Genomic DNA, 17,394 nt, shown 5'->3' on the forward strand with positions numbered 1-17,394 from the left:
TTTCCTGCGCGGTGGAGTTTTATAATAGCACGTCATTTTCGGGATGTCAACACCCTTTTTTCGGTTTTTTTACACACTTTTTTCAGGCGGTTTGTGGTTCCTAACAAAAAGCAATAGATATTGTGGATTCTGTTTTTTCATCCTACAATATCTATTTGCTGATATTTTTATGTCATTTTAATTTTTTTATACATTTTAAAAAATTCCGGTAAATATCTGTACCAGAAGATTATGCTGATAGAGAAATGCGAGGAACTCATTTTCTCTGATATATGTCACCAGCCGCGTGCCCCATTCTGTGGCTGCCATAATATGTATCAGATAAAATGCTACCCAGACTATAAGAAATCCTTTCACACCGCCTGCCAACATTCCCATGAACCGGTTGATTCCTTTCAGAACCGGAAGCTTCACCACCAGATCCAGCACATTCAAAATAATATGAAGAACTAGATATACCACCACATATGTCACTATGCAGGCAATCAGGCTGATGATAAAATGCGTGATTTTTTGTGCCATTGCCTGATAAACTCCGCTATCTGCCAGTGCCTGATGGACCGCATCACTTCCCGCTTCTGCCGCTTTGTCCATAAGGGCATCCAGTTCTCCGCCACTGATACCATTTTCTTCTAACTGCTGTCTGGTCTCTTCGGACTTCTCCTGTGCTTCCCGGTCCAGCCGGTCCTGCGCATTTTTTTCCACATGCTCTAAGCATTTCTCCGTGATTCTCTCATCCAGCTCTGTGTTTTCTTCTATATAGGTTGTAATCTTTGGAGCTGCAACTGACACCACTGCAAGAGTGATAATCATTGCAAGCAGGGAGAATACTATTTTTATAAATCCACGGAAGTATCCCTCCAGGGCACATACTACCAGGATTCCAATCACACATATCAATAACCAATTCACTTCAGTCTTACCTTCTCTGTTGTTCCTTCCATTATAAATATATAACCATTCTGGCTGCCGTCTGAAATTACATCATACAGCGGTGTATCAAATGTATAGGAAAATTTCTTTACACCATATGTATTGTAAATCTGACACTCTGTGGCGTTCCGGATACAGATTTCTCCATTTCCAAGGAAGTCCACATTTTCATAATCCATGGTAAAATCCTTGCTTAATACATGTTTGCCACCGGTATTATAAATTTCCATATGGCGGCTTTCTTCTGTGCTTTCGGTATTGGATTCTGCCTGCACATCATTATTGTAAATGATGCCAATATAATTTTCACTGGTAAATACACTCTTTATTTCCTGGTTCAGCGCAATTTCATCATCCGGCTCCGGTTTCTGGGTACCTCTGAACAAAATAATTTTGGAATCGCCAAATGCCACCAGACGGTTGTTATCGGTAAATTCTATCTGTGGTATTATCACATCCGGATAGTCGAAGCTTCCTACCATATAATCAATCTCATTTTGTCCTACTGAGCCAAAATTGTAGAATTTGATTGTGCTGCATACTTCTCCATTATTGACCGTGAGCATGGACACTGCTAATTTCTTTCCATCATTGCAAAGGGAAATATCCAGCGGATAACCGCTTTTTTCTGTATAGAATGCGCCGGACACCAGATTTTTGCCATTTTGGTCATACATACGGATGTAATTCTCTCCGTCACTCTCCATCCATACTGCCACAACGCCCTGGTTGGCTACGCTTATTTTGGAGATGTTCATCGGTGTCTCAATTTTGCCCTGCATTCCCGCCTGATTCATGATATAGATTTCAGTTCCGCCCCTATCTGCCAATGCCACATAATCCTCACAGACATCTGCCATTGGTTCTTTCATCTCATAGGTCTGGTTCCAGTACACTTCATCATTGGCGTCGGTATAAATTGCCCCATCGTTACTATATTTGATAAAACCATTTCCATATGCAAGAAACTGGCTTCCAGCAGTGTCCTGACGTTCCACGCTTTTTTCTACCGTGTAACTATTATATTTCCGCAATTTCTGAAAAAAGAAAATCCCCAATGCTGCAACAGCTGCCAGTGCCAGCAACAACAATATGATTTTTATTATTTTCAAACGATGTTTCCGTATTTTGGTATTCAGTTCTTCTTCGTCTGTTTCGATGGTACGAAACTGTGTTTTATCTGCCATTTCTGTTTCTTAACTCCTGCTGTTCTCTTCACTCTTCTATTGATTATAGCCTATATTCCATGTTTCGGCATTATTTTTTTCTTATGGAAGTATTAATTTTTCGCCAACCTTTATATTATCGACATTTTCAATCCCATTTGCCGCACACAAATCTGCCACATGGGAAGCATCCTGATATATCTTTTTACTGATGGAAATCATGCTGTCTCCCGGCTGCACGATATAATAGCCCTGCTGCAATATAATTTCCGCCTCGGACTGGGGCTGCGTACTTGCGGATGCTGCCTGGTCAGATGTATTATCCGGTGCTGCCATGTTATCCGGTGCTGCCGTGTTATCCGGTGCTGCCGTGTTATCCGGTGCTGCCGTGTTATCCGGTGCTGCTGTGTTGTCCGCAACCTGTAAGTTTTCTGCATTCTCTTTTTCCGTTGGTTCTACCTGTCCCGCAAGGTCCTCGATGACCAGCTTTGTCTGGGTTTCCGTATCCGGTGCAGGGTCTGTTCCTGATGAATCATTTTTCTGTTCCATGACACTGACCGCAGTTTCTAGTTTCTTCATTTTCTCATAATTATTGAACATGCTGATGCCTACAACTATGATTGCAATGACCACCAGAAGACCACTTCCATAAACCAGTGAATGAAATGCCGGCAGTTGAAAATTCTTTTTTGGTCTGTTTAAGACCAGCTCCCGGTAGTTTTTTAATGCCTCATCCCGGACCTCCTCCGGTTTCACTTCCTGCGGTGTGTCTTTCCGCGATACTATCATATACTCCTGCATCGCCTGGTTGCGTTCATAATAGATATAATAGCCTTCTTTTTTATGAACGGCTCCATCTTCATATATGTATAACGTTTCTTCTTTTTCCAGGGAATCCGACAGCAGCAGAAGTCTATTGTTTCCACCAAAGAAATTTTTCAGTATCCGTTCCAGTTCCGGTGTCAGGCAGGGTGCTGTCCCCTTCTCATCATAAAACCAGCCCAGCAGGGTGCTTCCATCAAAATAGCGTTTAATTAAGGTGCATATTTCTGTCCGGATTTTCTCCTGAAAGACCGGAGCTGTCCCACAATATGCAATTTCCGGCAATTCAAATGCCCCATTTACATAGATGTTTGTATTTTTACCATACTGCTCGATTCTGCCCACCAGAATGCATACCCGCCGTTCATTCATTCCGAGAAATGCCGGATGCAGATAGGTGTATACATAATCTTCTATAAAAATGTGTTTTTCACCCTCTGGCGTCCCAATCTGGCGGAAATTTCGTGGAAACGTTGCCGTATCCTCCGCCTTCTCGTTCGTTCTTCTATTTTCTGTCACTATATTTCCTGTTGCGGTATTTCCTGCCGGTGCATTTCCTGTTGCTGAATTTTCTATTTCCTTCCGTTGTATAATCTCTATCACTTCTGCCGCCCCTTTCCTCTTGTCCTGGGACAACCATAACACAGAGGCGGCGGATTTTTTGCCATATCATGGATGGCGAAAAATGAAGTTTCTGACAGGTTTTTACGAAAAAAGCTGCCACTTTTTCAGTGACAGCTTTCCTTTTTGTCTTTTTTAGTTTTCTTTTACAAAGGCTTTTACCTTTTTGTAGATACTTTCTGCATCCAGTCCGTATTTTGCAATCAGTTCCGGTGCCGGGCCTGACTCGCCAAAGGTATCATTTACGCCAATGCGGAGCACTTTGGCCGGTGCTTTCTCGCAAAGGACTTCACATACAGCACTTCCAAGTCCACCGATGATGGAATGTTCTTCTACGGTTACGACTTTGCCTGTCTTAGCGGCTGATGCAACAACTAATTCTGCATCGATTGGCTTAATGGTATGGATGTTGATAATCTCTGCATCAATGCCATCTGCTGCCAACATTTTCTCTGCTGCTAATGTCTCGCTTACTTCCAGTCCGGTTGCAAAGATGGTAACATCTTTTCCTTCTTTTAAGACGATTCCTTTTCCGATTTCGAATTTGTAATCTTCGTTATCATTAAATACAGGAATTGCAAGTCTGCCAAATCGGAGGTAAACCGGTCCTACATGTTCATATGCCGCTTTTACTGCAGCTTTTGCTTCAATATCATCACTCGGATTGATCACTACCATTCCAGGAATTTCACGCATCAGTGCAAGGTCTTCTAAGCACTGGTGGGTTGCACCGTCTTCTCCTACAGAGATTCCTGCATGGGTTGCACCGATTTTTACATTCAGATGTGGATATCCGATTGCGTTACGCACCTGCTCATAAGCACGTCCTGCTGCAAACATTGCAAAGGAGCTCATGAACGGAACTTTACCGCAGGTAGAAAGTCCTGCTGCGATTCCAGCCATATTTGCTTCTGCAATTCCACAGTCCAAGAAACGTTCCGGAAATGCTTTCTTGAAGATTTCCGTCTTGGTTGCACCTGCCAAATCGGCATCTAATACTACAAGGTCTGTGTGTTCCCTGCCCAGTTCTACTAAAGCATTACCGTAGCTTTCTCTTGTTGCAATCTTCTTTACTTCTGACATAATGCTTCACCTGCTTTCTTCAATTCTTCCATTGCCTGTTCGTACTGCTCGTCATTTGGAGCTTTTCCATGCCAGCCCACCTGATTTTCCATAAAGGAAACTCCTTTTCCTTTGGTGGTCTTTGCGATGATTGCAACCGGCATGCCTTTTACTTTCTTTGCTTCTGCAAAGGCATTACGGATTTCTTCCATATCATTTCCATTGATATTGATTACATGGAAATTGAATGCTTCAAATTTCTTATCAATCGGATATGGAGAACATACTTCTTCTACCGTTCCATCTATCTGAAGGTTATTGTTATCTACGATTACAGTCAGGTTGTCTAAGTGATGTGCGCCTGCCCACATAGCAGCTTCCCAGATTTGTCCTTCCTGAATCTCACCATCACCACACATTGCATATACCTGATAATCCTTATCATCCATCTTACCAGCCTGTGCCATTCCTACTGCGCAGGACAATCCCTGTCCTAAGGAACCTGCAGACATATCAACACCCGGAATATGTTTCATATCCGGATGTCCCTGTAAATAAGAACCTGTATGACGCAGTGTCACAAGATCTTCTACCGGAAAATATCCTTTGTGTGCCAGTACAGAATATAATGCCGGAGCTACATGTCCTTTCGACAGCACAAATCTGTCGCGGTCTGCCATCTTCGGATTCTTCGGATCCACATTCATCTCTTCAAAATACAGATATGTCATAATATCTGCTGCGGAAAGTGATCCGCCTGGATGTCCGGATTTTGCACTGTGCAATGCCGTAACAATACTTTGTCTTACTTCATTTGCCTTTTTTTCCAACTCTGCATTCGTCATTTTACTTAACCTTTCTCATGAATAAGCTTGTTTGTATCCATTACAACTCCACACGTCCCTCTAACGCGCGAAGTAACGTTACCTCGTCAATGTATTCCAAATCCCCTCCCACAGGGACGCCGCTGGCAATTCTTGAGACCTTGATTCCGGTCGGTTTCACCAGCTTGCTGATATACATTGCTGTTGTCTCTCCCTCTAAGCTTGAATTGGTGGCGATGATGACTTCTCTTACATCACCCTCCAGCCGATGTATCAACTCCTTGAGCTTAATGTCATTCGGTCCGATTCCAAGCATCGGAGATATTGCCCCATGAAGTACATGATATACTCCTTCATATTTTCCAGTTTTCTCATAAGCTGCCAGATCCCTGGTGTCCTCTACTACCATGATTACGCTGTGATCCCTCTGGGGATTTTTGCATATCGGACAGAGTTCATCATCGGTCAGGGTCAGGCACTCTTTGCAGTAGTGTATATTCTGTCTTGCATCTAATATGGAATGACTTAATTTTTCCACATTTTCTTCCGGCATATTCAAAATATGAAATGCCAGTCTCTGCGCCGACTTTGGTCCAATTCCCGGCAAGCCGGAAAGTTGTTCTATCAGACGGCTTATCTGGCTGCTGTAATAGTCCATTCTGTTTCCTCTTCTCCTTCAGCTGATTAGAATGGGAATCCACCGCCAAGTCCACCCATGCCGCCGGTAATCTTGGACATGGACTGCTGGGAATATTCTTCTATCTGGCGCAGTGCCTCATTGGTTGCTGCCATAATCATGTCTTCTAACATTTCTACATCATCCGGGTCAACTGCTTCCGGATCAATCTTTACTTTGGTTACTTCTTTCTTACCGGAGACTGTAACCTCAACTGCACCGCCACCTGCTGCGGCTGTTACTTCTTTCTCCTCTAACTCCTTGGATGCCTCTTCCATCTGGCGCTGCATCTTCTGTGCCTGTTTCATAAGGTTTCCCATATTTCCCGGCATTCCGCCCGGAAATCCTCCGCCTCTTTTTGCCATGTTTCCATTTCCTCCTGTATTTTATTCATCTTCAATGGTTATATCCATATTGATTATCTGTGACAAATCCACATAGGATTCTTCAAACGGACGATTCGACTGATTCTGCTGAATCTGAATCTCCACTTCTTTTTCTATATAATCAGAAATCACCTGTCGAATTTCATTTCTGTGGTCTTCCTCTTCCACGTAGCCTGCTGCAACCGGGTCATCCAATACAATCATCAGACGGTCATCCCCGCCAAGACTTAAATGTGCCGACTTAAGATAGGTGCGCACCACGCCGCTCATCTTCGGTAGAATGGAATTCCAGTTCTTTACAATCTGTTCCACATCTTCCGGGATTGCTTTTGGCATTGGCGGACGGCTGACCGGTGCTGCTGCCTCGGCCGGCTGTGTCGCGGTATTCACCGGTGCTGCCATGGGAATTCCCTGCTCCATCTTCTTTTCTAACTTTGCTAACCGGTCTGTAATGGAATCCATGTTGGTCTCCATTGCAGGTTTACATAATTTAATTATTGCGATTTCAATTAAGATTCGTTTCTGGGAAGAATATTTTACCTGATTGGACAGCTCGGAGAAAATCCGGATATACCGCATCAGTACATCTGCTTCTACCAACCGGGCTTCTTCTTTTAAAAGTGCCATGTTCTCAGAAGACATATCTAAGACTTCTTCCATATCGTCTGAGCCTTTTAACAAAAGCAGGTTTCTTAAATACCAGGTAAAGTCATTGACAAACTGTCCTAAATCTCTTCCCTCGATGACCAGCTCTTCTAACTGCGAAATGGCTCCTGCCACATCTTCTGCCAGCACTTTCCGCAGTAATTTAGAAAAGACTTCCGTATCTACTGCACCCAGCACCTCTAACACATGGTCATAGGTCAGCTTCTGTCCCAGATAAAAGGCGATGCACTGGTCTAAAAGGCTTAAGGCATCCCGCATGGATCCGTCTGCCGCTTTGGCAATATAGCGGATTGCCCGTTCTTCCACTTCCACATTTTCCTTTTCCATCAGTTCCATCAGGCGGTCTGATATGGTCTCAATGGAAATTCTCCGGAAATCATACCGCTGACATCTCGAAAGAATCGTAATCGGTATCTTATGGGCTTCCGTGGTTGCCAGTATAAAAATGACATAGGAAGGCGGCTCTTCCAGGGTCTTCAACAATGCGTTAAAGGCTCCGATGGAGAGCATGTGCACCTCGTCTATGATATAAACTTTGTATTTTCCTTCTGTCGGGCGGTATGCTACCTCTTCCCGGATTTCACGGATATTATCTACGCCGTTATTGGATGCCGCATCAATTTCGATAACATTCATGGAACTTCCTGCCGCAATTGCTTTACAGCTTGCACATTCTCCACAAGGGCTTCCATCTACGGGATGTTCGCAGTTGACTGCCTTGGCAAATATTTTTGCGATAGTTGTCTTACCGGTTCCTCTCGTTCCACAGAACAGATATGCATGGCCGATACGGTCTGCCTTTATCTGGTTCTTTAAGGTTGTTACTATATGCTCCTGTCCTTTGACATCCGCGAATTCCTGTGGGCGGAACTTACGGTAAAGTGCCATGTATGACATCTATTCCATCCTCGCTTCTCTTAATCTCCAAAGCTGATTCCAATGGTCTTTGCTTCTTTAATCATCTGACAATCCGGGTCAACAGTCTTTAACTTGCCAGCCACATCCTTCAGTGGAACACGCTTTGTCTTATCATTAATCATCGCAATCATGTATCCGTAATCTTCATCAATGATTGCCTGGGCTGCTGCTGCACCAAGCCGTGTACAGAGTGCACGGTCATATGGGCATGGACTGCCACCGCGCTGGGTATGGCCCGGTACGGTTACACGTACTTCGGTGCCACTGCGTTTCTCAATCTGGTCTGCAATCTCATAGGATACAGACGGATATTTATAATTCTTTAACTTCTCTTTGTATTCTTTCTTGGAAAGTGCTGCATCTTCCTTGGAAATAGCACCCTCTGCTACCGCAAGAATGGTAAAGCCTTTTCCATCCCTGGTTCTCTTATCTATTGCTTCGATGACTTTATCAATATCATATGGGATTTCCGGCAGTAATATGATATCTGCTCCACTGGCAACACCTGCGTACAGGGTCAGCCAGCCCACTTTATGTCCCATGACTTCTACGATAAAGACACGATTATGGGATGCTGCTGTTGTGTGTATACAATCAATAGCTGCACATGCTACATTGATTGCACTATAGAAACCAAAGGTAATGTCTGTTCCATAGATATCATTGTCGATGGTCTTCGGCAGATGGATGACATTTAATCCCTCTTCCCGAAGGAGATTGGCAGTCTTCTGTGTTCCGTTTCCGCCAAGGATTACCAGACAATCCAGTTTCAGTTTATGATAGGTCTGCTTCATTGCTTCCACCTTATCCAGCCCGTTCTCATCCGGCACACGCATCAGTTTAAATGGCTGTCTGGAAGAACCCAAGATGGTTCCGCCCTTGGTAAGGATTCCCGAAAAATCCTTTGATGTAAGCAGGCGGTAATCGCCATAAATCAATCCCTTGTAACCATTATAAAAACCGTAGATTTCCAACTTATCCACATTATGACTTAATCCTTTTACCACGCTGCGCATTGCTGCATTTAATGCCTGACAGTCTCCGCCGCTGGTCAACATACCTATTCTTTTCATTTGCTGCATCCCTTTCTTTGCTTATTGTTGTGCATACGCCCACACATCCAAAATATATTATAATATATTTTTTTTTAGGGTACAAGCTATAAAGCCTGCTTAAGCAATTTATTTGCAGGCAATTACTTTTAAGATATAATCCCATACTCTCTTTGTGGAAGAAATGCTTAATTTCTCCTCTGTGGTATGAATGGCAATCATATCCGGTCCGATGGAGACAGCATCCAGTCCGTCAATCTTACCTGCTAAAATGCCACACTCAAGTCCGGCATGAATTGCTTCTACGGTCGGCTCTTTTCCATACATTTCCTTGAAAATGCGGACCATATCATCCCGGAGTACAGAATCCCTGCGGTATTCCCACGCAGGATAATTACCGGTATTGGTGACTCTTCCGCCAAACTCTTCCACCAGCGCAGCAATACGTTTCAAAAGATATTCTTTTGCGGTTCCCACTGCACTTCTTACGGCATACTGCAGAGTCAGCTTGTCTTTTTCCAGAGTCAGAACGCCAAGGTTTAAAGAAGTCTCTACCAGTCCCTTGATGTCATCACTCATGCGAAGAATTCCATTTGGAAGCAGGTTGATTAAAAGCACTGTTTTTCTTGCCGCAGCTTCTGTTAATACTTCCTTCTCACAGTTTTCTTCTACTGCTACGGATATCTGAATATCCGGATCACTGGTGGAAAATTCATGGGTGATTTTCTCTGCAATTTCTTCTATTTTATGGACAAGCTGTGTGGCATCTTCCTGTACCATAAGCTCTGCTGCACTTTCTCTTGGAATGGCATTCTGCTTATTTCCGCCGGATAATGCTGCTATCTGATAATGATATTCATCTTTTAATTCCAAAAGAATTCTTCCCAGCAAAATGTTGGAGTTGGCTCTTCCTTTGTCAATTTCCACGCCGGAATGTCCGCCCTTTAAGCCTGCCACATGAATAGAAACAAGATTTCCTGCACTCTTTTCCCATTCCGCTGGAAGCTCACATACGGTGCTGCATCCACCGGCACAGCTTACCAGCATGATTCCTTCATTTTCAGAATCCAGGTTCAGAAGCTTCTTTGCTTTCAAGTGGGAAACATCCAGTGCTACGGCACCTTCCATGCCAACCTCTTCGGACACGGTACAGATAAATTCGATACGCGGATGCGCAATACTGTCAGAGTCTAAGATTGCCAGTGCGTATGCAACTGCAATTCCATCGTCGCCGCCAAGGGTTGTTCCTTTTGCACTGATATAATCTCCGTTTACTTCCAGTGTCAGTCCGTCATTTTCAAAATCAATGGTGCTGCCCGGTTCTTTCTCGCACACCATGTCCATATGTCCCTGAATCATCAGTGGTGCAACGTCTTCATAGCCCGGTGCTGCCTCTTTGATGATAATGACATTTTTTACTTCATCCTGATAATATTCTAAGTTCCGTTCCTTTGCGAAGTTTACCAGATAATTGCTGATTTTCTCCTCTTTATAGGATGGACGGGGAATATTGCTGATTTCTTCAAAATAATGAAATACCTCTTTTGGTTCTAAGCCTGCTAATGCGCTCATTATGATTCCTTCTTTCTTAATTTATTCTCATATACGATAAAATGGTTGTTATGCAAAATCTTGATATACTGGGACAGTCTCTCGTAAAGAGGTTCTGCCTTGTCACCGAATCTTTCTTTTACCAGTGTACCAATCTCATAGATGGTTTTCTTTCCATCCATCTGCTCCCACACGAAGCTGCCGAATTCATCCAGCTCGATATAGCTGTATTTCGGTTTCTTAAATAACACCTGTGCGATTTTGTTAAACACACCTTTGTTATGCATTTTTATTTCTATTTTGCCATCTTTGTTCTTATTACATTCAAATAATGTATTCGGACGTGGGATATAATCTAAATAATTGTCTTTTTTCTTTGCCATATTGCCTCCTATTATCTTCGCTAGCAGTATAAAACATCTGCCGCCTTTTCGCAAGACGGCAGATGTAAGAACTACTTTATTCTGTTTTTAATTTTCTTTTTTCTTCTTTCCACGGATGAAAAGGATTAAAGTTACGGCAAGTAATGCAAAGAATACCAGTCCGCCAATGTTTCCTAAGCTGAAACCGAATATTGCAGATAAGTTAAATGCATCTGCAAAGGTCTCTCCCTTGAATGGAATGACTGCGCAGACTGCAAGGAGTATTCCTACCAGACCCTCTCCAGCAATCAGACCGGATGAATAAAGCACTCCATTTTCCACTTTGCGTTTCTTCTCTTCTTCAGATTCACCCTTCTTCTTATCGAAGTATAAGCGGATTAATCCACCAACAATCATCGGTGTGCTTAAGTAAATCGGAAGGTAAAGACCTACTGCAAATGGCAATACCGGAATTCCAAGGATTTCTACTACTACTGCAATACCAACACCTGCAAATACCAGTACCCAAGGAAGGTTTCCGCCCATAACTCCTTCTACTACCATCTTCATCAAGGTTGCCTGCGGTGCAGGGATTGATGAGGAACCATAGCTCCATGCTGCATTTAACAGATATAATACTCCACCGATTGCAATAGCAGATGCTGCTACACCGATGATTTCACCAACCTGCTGTTTCCAAGGTGTTGCTCCTACCAGATAACCGGTTTTTAAATCCTGTGATGTATCTCCGGCGATTGCTGCGATGATACAGATGACAGAACCGATTGCAATAGAAGCTACCATTCCAGGCATTCCGATGGTTCCGGTTGCTTTTAAAATCATAGTTGTGATAAGCAGTGTTGCAATTGCCATTCCGGATACCGGGTTATTAGAACTTCCTACGATACCAACCATTCTGGATGATACGGTTGCAAAGAAGAATCCAAAGATTACGATAATAATTGCTCCAAGAAGGCTTACCGGAACTGCCGGAACCAGCCACATGATAATAGCCATGATTCCAATCGTAAGAATTACGATATTTATTGGAATATCTTTATTGAGACGGCTGTTGTCGCCATTTCCTTTGCTTCCGTAGCTCTTTAATGCCTGACGGAAGGTCTTTGCGATAAGTGGCAGATTCTTTACCAGGCTGATGATTCCGCCTGCTGCAACTGCTCCTGCTCCAATGTAACGGATATAGTTTGACCAGATTCCTGATGCGCCAAGTTCAGATACCGGAACGCTTGCCGGGAAAATGGTAAGGTCTGCACCAAAGAGTGCGATTAACGGCATCAGTACGAACCAGCCGATTACTCCACCCGCAAAAATGTAGGAAGATACTCTGGCTCCACAGATATAACCAACTCCAAGAAGTGCCGGAAGTACATCCATTCCGACTCCGGAACCCTTGTAAGATTTGATTTCATAAGTCACTTCACTCGGGAATACTTTCAAACCATCTGTGATGAATTTGTATGCTGCTGCAATTCCCAGACCGGCAAATACGGTACTTGCTTTTGCTCCGCCTTCTTCTCCGGCTACCAGTACTTCTGCACAGGCTTTTCCTTCCGGATAAGGAAGCTTTCCATGCTCCTGTACGATTAATGCACTACGAAGTGGAATCATGAACATAACTCCGATGACACCACCGATTAATGCAATCAATGCGATTTCCACTAAAGATGGCATGCTTGTACCACCTTCCTCTGCCCACATGAACAGAGCCGGGAGTGTAAAGATTGCTCCTGCTGCAAGAGACTCTCCGGCAGAACCGATGGTCTGTACCATGTTATTCTCCAGAATGGAGTCCCTTCTTAAAATTACGCGGATAATTCCCATGGAAATTACCGCTGCCGGTATGGATGCCGACACTGTCATTCCTACTCTAAGTCCTAAGTATGCATTTGCCCCACCGAAAACTACGGCCAGCAGGATACCCAGAATAATAGAGATTGGCGTAAGTTCCGGCAAAACTTTGTCTGCCGGAATATACGGCTTGAACTCTTTTTCATTATTCATTTGTCTAATCCTCCTAGTTATGGTCACTATAACCAATATAAATATTATTATACGGGCATTTTCCAAGTCTGTCAATGAAATCTGCTTGCATCCGGCAGGAAAATATTGTATGATATATATGTTATTGTGCAAAACACTTTACCACACGAATCCAACAAAGTGTATGCACTCTTTTTTATCTGGAGATGTATCGAAGTGGTCATAACGGGGCGCACTCGAAATGCGTTAGCCCTCCGGGGCACGCGGGTTCGAATCCCGCCATCTCCGTTTCATAAAAAGTGCCGGTGGAATATTCCATCGGCACTTTTTATACACTCCGGCACCTGTGTCCGGTATTATTTTTATTCCGGCAAATCCGGTATCAGTTCCACATAAATCTGATCAAAGTATTTCTTTAATTCCTCCCGGATTCCATTTCTGATTCTGGTGAGGGACTGCATTGTAATAATATCGTTGGGGCTGTCTATGTATATTTCCACCCAGGTTTTTCGTCCGGTCTGGATGACATCCAAAAATTCTATCGTATAGGAGCAGGTCTGCATATACTGTTCTGCAATGGAACGTATCTGATCCATAACTTCCTGCTCCGGTGCAAAGAGCACCAGTTCCCTGAGTCCATGCAATATCATTTTCACCGGTTCTACAATTAAGATTAATGCCATCACAATTGCTACTACCGGGTCTATGTACGGTGCCAGCCATTCGTACGGTGTCTTCTGCAGAAGGAACTGTCCGAAGAATGCGGCGGATACGCCAAAACTGCTGACTACATCCAGTTTCCAGTTATACATTTCCGCTTTTACCACTACGGATGCATACCGTTTACTGAAATAATGAAGCAGGAAATAAATAATCAGGCATCCCACGCACACTCCAAATTCGAAGCCCGCCAGCTGGCTGGCATTTACCATATGTCCGCCATGCAGGATGCTTTGCACACTTTCAATTAAAAGCTGGATGGTAACTACTAAAAGCACACTGTACTTGATTACCAGAAATAACGATTCTACCTGGGAAAATCCATATGGTCTGCGTTCCGTTACCGGCCGGTATAACAGTGGCACCAGCACCAGAAACGGTCCTATCATTATTAAATCTGTCACATCAAATACGCAGTCCATCAGTATTGCATGGGAATGACTGATATATGCCATAACTCCTTCTGCTACTACAAAGAGTACGCTTCCAATAAAGGACAGGTTTATCATTCTTTTTTCCAGTTTCATTTTACTGGCTGCATTCATTTCCTTAATTACCGGTAAATCTTCATTGGCTGTACGGACTATTTTTCGTTCCGGCATTTTCTTTCCTCCCATTCCTGGCTGTTCAAAAGCACATCAGATATATTCTCTTTAAAAAATCACATCAAAAATCGTCCCGCCAGACGGACTGGCCTTAACTGTTATACTGCCATCATGCACTCTCACAATTTCATGAACCAAAGCAAGTCCCAGACCTACGCCCCCCAGTTCCCTGCTTCTGGATTTATCCACACGGAAGAATGGTTCAAACACGCGCTCCCGTAGTTCCTCCGGGATTCCACTTCCTGTATCCTCTACTGACAGATAAACATGCTTTTCCTTCTGATACGCAGTAACTGTAACCTGTCCACCTGAATGATTATATTTTATTGCATTTTCAACAAGATTATATACCAGCCTGTAAATAAGAATATCACTTCCGACCATTGTTGTATTCTTGCATTTTCCAGCAAGCTTTATATTTTTTTCCTGTGCAAGAGGTTCCAAATCTGCCAGCACTTCATCAATGAGAGCGTCAACTGCAATTTTCTCATCTCTCCCCACCGTCTGAAGTTCGCTCATGTCAAGAAGTGTCTTTACCATCCTGCTGAGCCTGTCATTCTGTTCCGTAACCATCTTTATCGTCTGTAAAGTATCTGTATCATTGCCCGGATGTCTGGCGGAATTATATAAATCAAGCTGTACCTGCATTAAAGACAGCGGGGTTCGAAGCTCATGTGCTGCATTTGCGGTAAATTGTCTTTGTATCTCAAAGGCATCCGAAAGGCGTTCAAGCATTTTGTTATATGAAGCACTAAGCTGGTTCAGTTCTTTCACCTGATTCTCTTCTATCCGTGAATCTGCCAGATTCTGTGCCTGTACTTCTTCGATTTTATCCGAAAACTCTCTAATCGGTCTGAGGGCACGCCCACTTATAAAATATGTAGCCACTCCACCAAGAAGTGCCAATAAAGCTGAAATTATCAGGCTGCTTTTTTTGTAATCCGTCTTATTGTTATATACCTGGACCGAAAAATCATTTGCAAATTCGTCCCACTTGTCTTCCGGAATACTGATATATATTTCGTCTGATTCATTTCCATTCCCATCTCCCTGTGCATCAACAGTCTCCTGCAGGGAATCCATATAATACACACCGTTTTTATAGACCAGCATAGTCAGGCATCCACATATTACCGCAATATATAATGTAATGATACAGGTAAGCCTCCACTGCAGCGACATTCTTCTCATTTATCGGACTCCTCTCGTATTTTATACCCCTCTCCCACCTTGTTCAAAACCGGATCATATCCAAGCACGGACTTTAGTTTTCTTCTGAGTGACGACATATGCACTCTGATGGAGCCGCTAAAGCTATCCACGGATGCATCCCAGACATGCTCTATCAGTTCCTCCTGGCTGACCGGTCTGCCAAGATTAAGAAGAAGGTATTCCAGAATACCATTTTCTTTTCTTGTCAGGGGAACCATTTTCCCTTTTGCATATGCCTCGCGTCTTATCGTATTGAACTTAATTTCACCACTTTCCAGGCATATATCCTTCTGCACAAATTTTCTTCTTGTCAGGCTTCTGATACGTGCCTCAAGTTCCTGCAAATGAAACGGTTTTTCCATATAATCGTTTGCACCTGCATCCAGTCCCTCAACCTTATCGGCAATCTGTCCTCTTGCAGATAATATCAGGACCTTCGTCTCCTCATTTTTCTGTCTAAGTTCCCTTAAAATGTCCATTCCATCCATACCCGGCAGATTCAGATCCAGAACAATCAAATCATAATCCTCCGCCAGAATGCATTCCAGTGCCTCTTCCCCGTCATAGCAGGTATCCACCTCGTAACCGGCATCATACAGACTTTTTGCAATTGTGTCACATATTTGTTTCTCATCTTCAACTATTAATAATCTCAAGAGCTTTCACCTGTTTCTTAACAAAAATTTTACAACTGCTATTGTATAATACCCAGGTCAGCAGGTCAATAAATTCAACAAATGAAAGGAGCAACAATATCTTGAAGTGTCAAAAAATATCTCAAATTGCCTTGCTTATCACCGGTATCACTATGGTCAGCTATGGTGCAATCAGAGGTGAAGCAGCTGCCGTACTTGGCAAAGCGATAAAATTATGTCTGGAGTGTGTCGGAATTGGATAAGAATAAAAAAATAATATCAAAAAGAGCTGCTGGAATACGTGGATGGATACAGGCAGCTGCCACGCTGCTTACTAATATTCATATTCCCAATTTATTCAAGGGTAAAATATATCAGGGCAGTGCTAAAACGGTATGTGTACCCGGATTAAACTGTTATTCCTGTCCCGCTGCATCCGGAGCCTGTCCTATCGGAGCTTTTCAGGCAGTTGTCGGTTCATCGCGATTTAAATTTTCATACTACATAACAGGATTTTTTATTTTACTCGGTGTGACACTTGGGCGATTTATATGTGGTTTTTTGTGTCCGTTTGGATGGTTTCAGGATTTAATCCATAAAATTCCCGGGAAAAAATTTTCTACAGCCCGGCTGAAACCACTAAGATACCTGAAATATCTTATCCTTATTGTTTTCGTTATACTTCTGCCAATGTTTGTAACGAACTCCATTGGGATGGGGGATCCGTTCTTCTGCAAATACATTTGTCCTCAAGGCGTTCTGGAAGGGGCTATACCTCTTTCACTGGGAAATGTTGCCATACGATCTGCACTGGGAAAGCTATTTTCTTTTAAATGCCTTATTTTAATTACAGTTGTTGTGTTAAGTATTTTGTTTTACAGACCCTTCTGCAAATGGATTTGTCCTCTCGGGGCAATCTACTCACTGTTTAACAAGGTCAGCTTTCTTAAAATTAAGGTTGAAAACAGTAAATGTGTCGGATGCGGTCAATGTTCCAATGCCTGTAAAATGGATGTTGATGTGCTTAAGACCCCGGATCATCCGGAATGCATACGATGCGGAGCATGTATAAAAGCCTGCCCTAAAGATGCCATCCACTATCAGTTTATGGGCATGCCATGCGAAAAAAGAGCATCCGTAGACAACAATATTCAAAAAAGTAACCATTAATTTTATTATCAA

Annotated in this window: 17 protein-coding genes and 1 tRNA gene; 3 read left to right on the top strand and 15 right to left on the bottom strand. The window is 43.1% G+C overall.

What is annotated here, in order from left to right:
- Positions 1-195: 195 nt before the first annotated feature.
- The 12 genes from DWX96_RS11100 to DWX96_RS11155 all read right to left on the bottom strand — a co-directional run bounded on the left by DWX96_RS11100 (position 196) and on the right by DWX96_RS11155 (position 13,061).
- On the bottom strand, positions 196-912 hold the full coding sequence (locus tag DWX96_RS11100; protein WP_118057581.1) for a CvpA family protein: 717 nt from the start codon (positions 910-912) through the stop codon (positions 196-198).
- Complete coding sequence (locus DWX96_RS11105) at positions 909-2,120, bottom strand: DUF5711 family protein (protein ID WP_118057580.1); 1,212 nt, start codon at positions 2,118-2,120, stop codon at positions 909-911. Before DWX96_RS11105 ends, DWX96_RS11100 begins: the two co-directional genes overlap by 4 nt.
- 81 nt (positions 2,121-2,201) lie before the next feature.
- Positions 2,202-3,524 carry a LysM peptidoglycan-binding domain-containing protein gene (locus DWX96_RS11110; RefSeq protein ID WP_118057579.1) on the bottom strand — a complete coding sequence of 441 codons (1,323 nt, stop codon included), beginning with the start codon at positions 3,522-3,524 and terminating at the stop codon, positions 2,202-2,204.
- Between the two features lie 153 nt (positions 3,525-3,677).
- The gene (locus tag DWX96_RS11115; protein WP_118057578.1) at positions 3,678-4,625 is read right to left on the bottom strand and encodes a transketolase family protein; all 948 of its coding nucleotides are present in this window, start codon (positions 4,623-4,625) and stop codon (positions 3,678-3,680) included.
- Positions 4,613-5,449 carry a transketolase gene (locus DWX96_RS11120; RefSeq protein WP_022244306.1) on the bottom strand — a complete coding sequence of 279 codons (837 nt, stop codon included), beginning with the start codon at positions 5,447-5,449 and terminating at the stop codon, positions 4,613-4,615. The genes DWX96_RS11115 and DWX96_RS11120 overlap by 13 nt, the downstream gene beginning before the upstream one ends.
- Positions 5,450-5,489: 40 nt before the next feature.
- Positions 5,490-6,086: a recombination mediator RecR gene (gene recR, locus DWX96_RS11125; RefSeq protein WP_118057577.1), complete on the bottom strand. Its 597-nt coding sequence runs from the start codon at positions 6,084-6,086 to the stop codon at positions 5,490-5,492.
- Positions 6,087-6,112: 26 nt separating this feature from the next.
- On the bottom strand, positions 6,113-6,469 hold the full coding sequence (locus tag DWX96_RS11130; protein WP_022244308.1) for a YbaB/EbfC family nucleoid-associated protein: 357 nt from the start codon (positions 6,467-6,469) through the stop codon (positions 6,113-6,115).
- Positions 6,470-6,490: 21 nt separating this feature from the next.
- On the bottom strand, positions 6,491-8,053 hold the full coding sequence (gene dnaX, locus DWX96_RS11135) for a DNA polymerase III subunit gamma/tau (RefSeq protein WP_117697858.1): 1,563 nt from the start codon (positions 8,051-8,053) through the stop codon (positions 6,491-6,493).
- Between the two features lie 20 nt (positions 8,054-8,073).
- Positions 8,074-9,147, bottom strand: a complete 1,074-nt coding sequence (locus tag DWX96_RS11140; protein WP_118057576.1) for a 6-phosphofructokinase — start codon at positions 9,145-9,147, stop codon at positions 8,074-8,076.
- 108 nt (positions 9,148-9,255) lie between these two features.
- Positions 9,256-10,698, bottom strand: a complete 1,443-nt coding sequence (locus DWX96_RS11145) for an aminoacyl-histidine dipeptidase (RefSeq protein ID WP_117697860.1) — start codon at positions 10,696-10,698, stop codon at positions 9,256-9,258.
- Complete coding sequence (locus DWX96_RS11150) at positions 10,698-11,060, bottom strand: PqqD family protein (protein ID WP_022244312.1); 363 nt, start codon at positions 11,058-11,060, stop codon at positions 10,698-10,700. The genes DWX96_RS11145 and DWX96_RS11150 overlap by 1 nt, the downstream gene beginning before the upstream one ends.
- Before the next feature lie 87 nt (positions 11,061-11,147).
- Positions 11,148-13,061, bottom strand: a complete 1,914-nt coding sequence (locus DWX96_RS11155; RefSeq protein WP_118057575.1) for an OPT family oligopeptide transporter — start codon at positions 13,059-13,061, stop codon at positions 11,148-11,150.
- 181 nt (positions 13,062-13,242) lie between these two features.
- On the opposite strand from DWX96_RS11155, the gene DWX96_RS11160 reads away from it, so the two are divergent.
- Positions 13,243-13,328, top strand: a tRNA-Ser gene (locus DWX96_RS11160).
- A 74-nt stretch (positions 13,329-13,402) separates the two neighbouring features.
- On the opposite strand, the gene DWX96_RS11165 is transcribed toward DWX96_RS11160, so the two are convergent.
- The 3 genes from DWX96_RS11165 to DWX96_RS11175 are packed head-to-tail and all read right to left on the bottom strand — an operon-like array spanning position 13,403 to position 16,233.
- Positions 13,403-14,362 (bottom strand): cation diffusion facilitator family transporter, encoded by a 960-nt coding sequence (locus DWX96_RS11165; protein WP_158561853.1) that lies wholly within the window; start codon positions 14,360-14,362, stop codon positions 13,403-13,405.
- Positions 14,363-14,413: 51 nt separating this feature from the next.
- Complete coding sequence (locus DWX96_RS11170) at positions 14,414-15,556, bottom strand: sensor histidine kinase (protein WP_117842080.1); 1,143 nt, start codon at positions 15,554-15,556, stop codon at positions 14,414-14,416.
- The gene (locus DWX96_RS11175; protein ID WP_022244316.1) at positions 15,553-16,233 is read right to left on the bottom strand and encodes a response regulator transcription factor; all 681 of its coding nucleotides are present in this window, start codon (positions 16,231-16,233) and stop codon (positions 15,553-15,555) included. The genes DWX96_RS11170 and DWX96_RS11175 overlap by 4 nt, the downstream gene beginning before the upstream one ends.
- 101 nt (positions 16,234-16,334) lie before the next feature.
- On the opposite strand from DWX96_RS11175, the gene DWX96_RS11180 reads away from it, so the two are divergent.
- Together DWX96_RS11180 and DWX96_RS11185 are read left to right on the top strand one after the other, a co-directional pair.
- Positions 16,335-16,475 carry a CD1871A family CXXC motif-containing protein gene (locus tag DWX96_RS11180; protein ID WP_197420846.1) on the top strand — a complete coding sequence of 47 codons (141 nt, stop codon included), beginning with the start codon at positions 16,335-16,337 and terminating at the stop codon, positions 16,473-16,475.
- Positions 16,468-17,382: a 4Fe-4S binding protein gene (locus DWX96_RS11185; protein WP_118057573.1), complete on the top strand. Its 915-nt coding sequence runs from the start codon at positions 16,468-16,470 to the stop codon at positions 17,380-17,382. Before DWX96_RS11180 ends, DWX96_RS11185 begins: the two co-directional genes overlap by 8 nt.
- Positions 17,383-17,394: the final 12 nt, after the last annotated feature.

Source organism: Roseburia sp. AF22-2LB, assembly GCF_003461125.1.
GTDB lineage: Bacteria > Bacillota > Clostridia > Lachnospirales > Lachnospiraceae > Roseburia_C > Roseburia_C amylophila.